Here is a 6361-nt window from a genome sequence, read left to right on the forward strand (position 1 = left end):
TCCCAAACACGTCAGTCGCCGTGTTTGAGATTTAATTCTTTGGAATTTGAGATCTGTTTGGAAATTGGAAATTGCTCCTTCATGCATCTCCAATCTCTCGAACTCTCCGGCTTCAAGTCGTTCGCGCGCAAAACGACGCTCTCCTTTGCCGCTCCGATTACCGCGATTGTGGGGCCGAACGGCTCTGGCAAGTCAAATTCAAAAGACGCGCTACAGTGGGTCCTCGGCGAGCAGTCCATAAAATCGCTCCGCGGTAAGCGCGGCGAGGATCTTATCTGGAATGGCTCGACTGGCGTTCCGCGCTCAAGCCGCGCGTCCGTTGCACTCACGTTCGACAACAGCTCCCGCGTCCTCGCGCTTGATCTCGACACGGTCGTGATCGAGCGCGTGGTGCACCGCGATGGCGTCAACGAGTATGCACTGAATGGGAGCCGTGTGCGCCTCCGAGACGTCGCGGGCCTCCTCGCACAGGCGAACATTGGCAGCACGGGCCACCACATCATCTCGCAGGGCGAGGCGGACCGCATCCTTGCGTGCTCCGCAAGCGAGCGCCGCGCCATGATCGAGGACGCGCTCGGCCTCCGCGTCTATCACTATAAACTCGCGGAGAGCGTGAAGAAGCTCGCTGAGACTAAGGAGAACATCCGCTCTGTCGAGGCGCTGCGCCGCGAGATCGCGCCGCACCTCCGATTTCTCAAAAAACAGGCGGCGCGGCTCGAGCGCGCCCGCTCGCTTGCGCGCGACCTCGTGGTACTCTACCGCGCATACTTTGTCTCGGAAGAGGCAGGTCTCCGCGCTCGCGGCGAGGAGCTCCAAGCGGCGCGGACGGACCTCGTGGTGCGTCGAGAGACGCTGCACAAAGAGCGCGAGGCACTCTTGCTAGCGGAAAACGAGAGCCCAGCAGTAGAGAGCGTGAGTTCCGGGACGGGCGAGATCGAAGCGGCGCTTCGAGACCTTCGTGCGGAGCGCGAGAAGCAGAGCCGTGAGCTTGGACGCATCGAGGGGGTTCTTGAGATGCTCCGCGGCAAGCACGCAAAAGAGACGGCGTCACGGAGCGACGGGGAATCCCTGGGCGCGGTACCGCTCGCCGATCTCGAAGAGCTTGCGGCGCTCGTCGGCGAGTGCCTCGAGAAGCTCAAGGGCGAGGAGGATCTCGCGCTCATCCGCGATGCGCTCGAGCGGCTGCGAGAGCGCATTGCCGCATTTGTTGCGGAGCGGCGGGCAGGGAGACGGGTGCATGAAGCGAGCACAGAGCTCTCTGCAGGTGGGCAAGAGGGTCTCGGGCTCGAGCGAGAGCGGATAACGAATGTCCTTCATTCTCTCGCCGAGCGCGAACAGGCACTCGGGCGAGACCTCCGAGAGCGCGAAGCCGCTCGGCGGCTTGCTCGCGAGCGGGAGTACGAGCGTGAACGAGTGCTCGGAGAGCTCGAGACGCGCGCGCATACCTTTGCCTCGGACGAGCGTGCGCTCGCGGAGCGCGAAGCCGAGCTTCGGCGCGAAGAGCTCGAGTTCAAGCGCGAACAGGGCGAGGCGGCGATGCTGCTCGGGCGCGAGGTCGTGCAGTACGATGTGCCAGCGGAGAGGGAGCAGAGGGCCGAGACCGCCCAATCGAATGCTGCGACGCGCGCGGAGCACGAGCGAGCGCGACGCGACATCGAGCGGCTACGGATCCGGCTCGAGGAGGCGGGGAGCGCCGAGAGTATAGAGGCGCAGAAGGAGTACGAGGCGACGGCGGAAAGAGACGCTTTTTTCGAGCGCGAGCTCGGGGACCTCGCGCACTCACGAGAGTCTCTCGAGACGCTGATGGATGAGCTTCGAGGCGAGCTCGAGAGCCGCTTTCGGGACGGGCTCGCGAGGATCAATGAACAGTTCCAGGAGTTTTTCTCGCTCCTCTTTGATGGCGGACGGGCAGCGGTTGTGTTGAGCATTCCGCGCGCGCGGCAGCGTCTACCATCTGCCGTGGAAGATGCTTTGTCCGCCGACTCGGAAGAGAGCGACTCGAATCTGGATAATGAGAGTCCTGACGTGGGCCTTGACGTCGAGATCTCACTCCCGCGCAAGCGCCTCCGCGGCCTCGAGCAGCTCTCCGGCGGCGAGCGCGCACTCACCTCGATCGCGCTCATTTTTGCGATCTCGCAGGTGCACCCGCCGCCCTTTTTGATTCTCGATGAGACCGATGCGGCGCTCGACGAGGCGAACTCGCGCCGCTACGGCGACATGATTGAGCGCTTGGCCGAGCGCTCGCAGCTGATCCTCATCACCCACAACCGCGAGACCATGAGTCGCGCCAGTGTGCTATACGGCGTCACCATGGGCGTGGACGGCGTCTCGCAACTCCTTTCAATCAAGTTCGACGCCGACGTCGCAGTGACGAAATAAAAAAAACGGGCGGCCGGTGTCTATACCAGCCGCCCATTAGATTGTCCGTCTGAACGGCAACCGTTTTGATTACCGTCGCCAGCCTATTCGGTCACGCAGCGCGCTCGAGAAGTCTCTCGGGCTACCAAAAATTTTGCTCAGTTCACGCTCGGCGAAATACTGATATCCTCCCTTGAGCTTGCGTACTGTTTTTATCTCTGTCGTCTCAAGGCCGACAATATCGTGTTGGTTAGTTTCGTCGGCGTGGTCGCGACGTTCATCGTCTATTTCTTTCTGTAGCTCATCTCGATACGATCGCGGATGCGGCTTGCCGATCCACTTGACCTTTTTTGCGAGCTTCTTGTGCCATTCTTTACCCCCGTGAGGGCACTTGACAGTTATATCACAGCGAAATGCGCTTCGTGCGGCATTGGTCTGCACCGCACAGACAGTACACTCAAAGATCTCATCGACTCTATACGAGACATCTTCCCCATTGCCAGGGTACGGTGGGTACGGTCTGGTGGAAATCGTATAAATTTGTGTTTCCATCGAAAACCCTCCAGTTGGTGGAATGGATGTATACGGCACTAAACCAGTGCTAGGCTAGCACACTCAAAGCAGCGCGTCAATGTGAGCATCGGTAACCACTCACACCTGTCACACGACTGCGAGACAAAGCCGTCATTGCGAGGAGTGGAGCGACGAAGCAATCCAGAATTACGGCGCAACAACTGGATTGCTTTGCTCCTTTCAGTCGCTCGCAAAGACGGGTGTGAGCACTTACTCGTAGATAAAAAGCAAACGCCCCACATTCTGAAATGTGGGGCGACCTCCTTTCTGTCTGCTATAATTTTACTTCCACTAAAAGTACTCGCTTAACCATAGGGGAGAGTGCCCCCGGTGGAAACGAAGGCGTCTTTCGGCAACGGAAGACCTTACGCCGTAAACAAACGACCGACTAACCGATTCCGTCTTGCTGCGGCTCGTTGTTTACTAGCCCTTCTTTGAGCCTCTTTTTGGAGACCGTAGAAGACGCCTCCTGACTTCAGGTCGTCTCCGCTCCAGCCGATCATATTGAAATACCCGAATAAAACTCCGGGAGACGCTTTCCACACAGAGAGGATCTCTGAACTGACGCTCCTCTCCTCTCCCACTTGGCGCCGCAATACTTCCTCTTTGGTAATCATCCCCTCAACGATATGTACATGAGGCTGGAGCGACGCCGGGATCGCATCAATAAAAGCTGCCACATTCCGCGGCACTCGATGCGGGTACTCCTTGATGCCATGGAGCTTTGCTCGGATGATGTGGTGGACGTGCCGTTCGCGGAGTTGCCGCTCGTGGATCTCCCGGTCCCTGACCGTTCGGTACTCTGTGCGGCTTCCGTACGGCTTCGATCCATCGAACGATGTTTCGTTCCGGGTCCGCTCGCTCACCACCTCTTTCGTCACCTCGTGCTTGAAGTAGTGATACCGGCACACATCGAGATCGGTCCAGTCAACGAGACCGATGAACTCGTTTGCGACCAGAACACGAAGCCACTCGGCAAGAGACCGCAGGATATGCGACACGCCGGAGCGAAACTCATTCTTCAGCTCTTCGAGGAGCTGAGGAACCGGCAGTCCGGCGCGGGTATGATGCAGGTCAATCAAGAGCGCTGTCTGTCCTCCCGGAATCTGGGTTTTCAATAACTCCCATGTTTCCTGGGATCGCTGGCGTCCTTGTCGAGAGCTGCTTCCGTTTACGATGATGGCATAGCGCACCGCGGCCTGAATCAGTGCCTCGAACTCTTGCTGGTATTTCTGAAGCAGTTGGAGGTCTTGCTTATAGGCGCGGTAGATTGCCTCTTTGGCGATGTTATCTTCGAGAACGAGCAGCACTGATTCGCGTCGCATAGCCGCTCTGAGTTCGGAGAATACGCCCGTGTCGAGGTTCCTCTCCGGGGGCGCATAACCGAGATCCAAATAGCCACCCATCAGCTCGAGGTCCGAAGATCCTATTTGAGCCACTGTTTGCATGTGGCATCTCCTCTCTAAGAGCCATTGGTCAACTCGGGAGCGTACGCCTGAGCTGTGAAAGGACATCCCTTTCTACTTGCTATCCTATTAGAGGATGTGTCCATATGTCAACCCGTTCCGAAGTGCAAAAAAAGAAAAAGCGCGTGGTACAGATGATCGTGTAAAACGATCCCCACGCGCTTTGTTGCTAACGTCCTTACTGGCCTGTTGGAACATTCAGGCTGAGGCCGAGCTCTTTAGCTGTTTTTACGGTGAGTAGATCAATCAACTCCTGCGCACCAGATCCAGCCACATGGCTGCTGTTGTTCCCCATCACGACGCTCGGAACCCAATTCCCTTTGAAGTTCTGAATTGCTGTTGCATAGAATTGGCTGACGCGTTCATAGGTGGCCAGTTTCTTTTCAAGCGCCCCGTCCGCTTCCATGACTAGGTGCCGTCGAGCCGCTTCGCCTTGGCCACGGAGTGTCTCGGCGAGTTTGAACTGTTCAGCCGCTTGGGCATCTAATCGTGCAACTTCAAGTTGCTGCTGCGCACCCAGCTTTGCCACCTCAAACTTTTGTTGCGCCTCCGTTACTTGTCTGGCTTTGATGACTTCCTGCTCCCATTTGGCACGCGCCGCGTCCGCTTCCCCTTTTTTGGCCACGGTAATGGTTTCCTGTTCAGCTTCCTTCGCTTTGGCTACCGCAAGCTGTACTTGCATGGTGGCCTGCTGCTGCAGTTGGATTTGTTTCTCAATCTCGGGATCGTACTCGATCTCATTGATTGAGAGGTTGAACGTCTTCACACCAAACTCCTCCAGCGGGGAGGTCTCTTGCCGCAGGACCTGGCCATCCTTGCCCAGGACGAGTTTCACCACGTTGACCACTCGGGATTGGCCGGTCATGGGATCGGGCTGGCGCTCCTGTACGGTTTCTGTCCGATAGACGCCGCGCTGCACCTGATCCTCCATGAGCCGGAGAAGTTCATTACGCTTTTCAGCGTATGACTCCTTGGAACTCATGAGGGGGCCAGTCATATAGACCGCCTTCTCAATTACCGTGCGCACGAGCTGCTGCTGGATCGCGTCGTGACTGCCATACCGTACATGGAGCGCCCTGAGACTTTTGTCGTCTACCGGCATTTCCCATGCGATAGAACCTGAGATGGTGGCGTGGGCCCCGTCGTTGAAACGGACCTGTAGCGATTCCTTAGCCTTCTTGCCCTGATCGGATTTTGCCGAGAACCAGAATTGGTCCCGTTTCCTGTATTTTGTCACCTTACCGAACCACTGCCCCTTAACACCAGGGTTCGTGTGCCAAGTGAGGGTGCCGCTCCATGGCGATTGGATCACCATGAGATCTTCTGCGTCCAGGTGTTCAAACAACTGAAAACTCATGATCGTGCCGATGATCACGAAAACCGCCATGACTCCGACAACCAAAACCTTACGCGGGCTGATTGGAGACTGATTCATCGTTTTCTCCTTTGCGGTAGCGTTCTTCGAGGCTCAGAGGAATGATTCCTCCGGGAGTTCTTAATCCATCACCTGCTTGGCTTCCACCTTGCTCGTGCTTGAGTCGTTCTTCGAGCTCGGCTTCAAGCCGCTGCTGCCGTGCCTTTTCAAGCTCACGCTCGATCCGACGTTCGGCGCGGAAAATAGGGAATACCGGGGTTCCTCGCCAGAACGGGATCGCCCATTGGGTCAGAATCATGAGGAACAATACACCCAATATCAACACCTGGAGCAGAAATAAGGCGTTCACAGAAATCACCTCCCTTCCAGTCGGGGATTATGTTGTCAGAGGTCTCTACAGCCCATATAGCATATCATATACATGCTATCAATGTCCTGGTGTGCGCATTGCATAAGGCCACATACATCCTGCACTCTTTCAAACCAGTAAAAGAGAGTGAGGATCTTCAACAAATTTAAGGGAACGAAGGGATTCATCTCCACCTGGGAGCGCGTGATACGCTTCCGGGATATGATTACTGAAACAGCC

The 6361-nt window shown here is 56.9% G+C and carries 5 protein-coding genes; 1 reads left to right on the forward strand and 4 read right to left on the reverse strand.

Annotation, left to right across the window (positions count from 1 at the left end):
• The first annotated feature begins 81 nt into the window (after nt 1–81).
• Nucleotides 82–2379, forward strand: a complete 2298-nt coding sequence (locus tag Q8R39_00710) for an AAA family ATPase (GenBank protein ID MDP3734931.1) — start codon at nt 82–84, stop codon at nt 2377–2379.
• Nucleotides 2380–2448: 69 nt separating this feature from the next.
• Here Q8R39_00710 and Q8R39_00715 read toward each other — a convergent pair whose 3' ends face one another.
• The 4 genes from Q8R39_00715 to Q8R39_00730 all read right to left on the reverse strand — a co-directional run bounded on the left by Q8R39_00715 (nt 2449) and on the right by Q8R39_00730 (nt 6070).
• Nucleotides 2449–2910, reverse strand: coding sequence for a hypothetical protein (locus tag Q8R39_00715; GenBank protein MDP3734932.1), 462 nt, complete (start codon nt 2908–2910; stop codon nt 2449–2451).
• 386 nt (nt 2911–3296) lie between these two features.
• On the reverse strand, nt 3297–4379 hold the full coding sequence (locus Q8R39_00720; GenBank protein MDP3734933.1) for a hypothetical protein: 1083 nt from the start codon (nt 4377–4379) through the stop codon (nt 3297–3299).
• A gap of 196 nt (nt 4380–4575) precedes the next feature.
• A complete protein-coding gene (locus tag Q8R39_00725; protein ID MDP3734934.1) occupies nt 4576–5784 on the reverse strand; it encodes an SPFH domain-containing protein in 1209 nt (402 codons plus the stop codon).
• Between the two features lie 19 nt (nt 5785–5803).
• Nucleotides 5804–6070, reverse strand: coding sequence for a hypothetical protein (locus tag Q8R39_00730; protein MDP3734935.1), 267 nt, complete (start codon nt 6068–6070; stop codon nt 5804–5806).
• Nucleotides 6071–6361 lie beyond the last annotated feature (291 nt).

The sequence above is a fragment of the bacterium genome (genome assembly GCA_030697645.1).
Lineage (GTDB): Bacteria > Patescibacteriota > Minisyncoccia > Phycocordibacterales > VMGT01 > JAUYPI01.

What these genes read in the sequence shown, in the direction of transcription:
- Q8R39_00720 (MDP3734933.1), bottom strand. Translation starts at nt 4,379, where the DNA reads ATGCAAACAGTGGCTCAAATAGGATCTTCGGACCTCGAGCTGATGGGT.
- Q8R39_00710 (MDP3734931.1), top strand. Translation starts at nt 82, where the DNA reads ATGCATCTCCAATCTCTCGAACTCTCCGGCTTCAAGTCGTTCGCGCGC.
- Q8R39_00725 (MDP3734934.1), bottom strand. Translation starts at nt 5,784, where the DNA reads ATGGCGGTTTTCGTGATCATCGGCACGATCATGAGTTTTCAGTTGTTT.
- Q8R39_00715 (MDP3734932.1), bottom strand. Translation starts at nt 2,910, where the DNA reads ATGGAAACACAAATTTATACGATTTCCACCAGACCGTACCCACCGTAC.
- Q8R39_00730 (MDP3734935.1), bottom strand. Translation starts at nt 6,070, where the DNA reads ATGATTCTGACCCAATGGGCGATCCCGTTCTGGCGAGGAACCCCGGTA.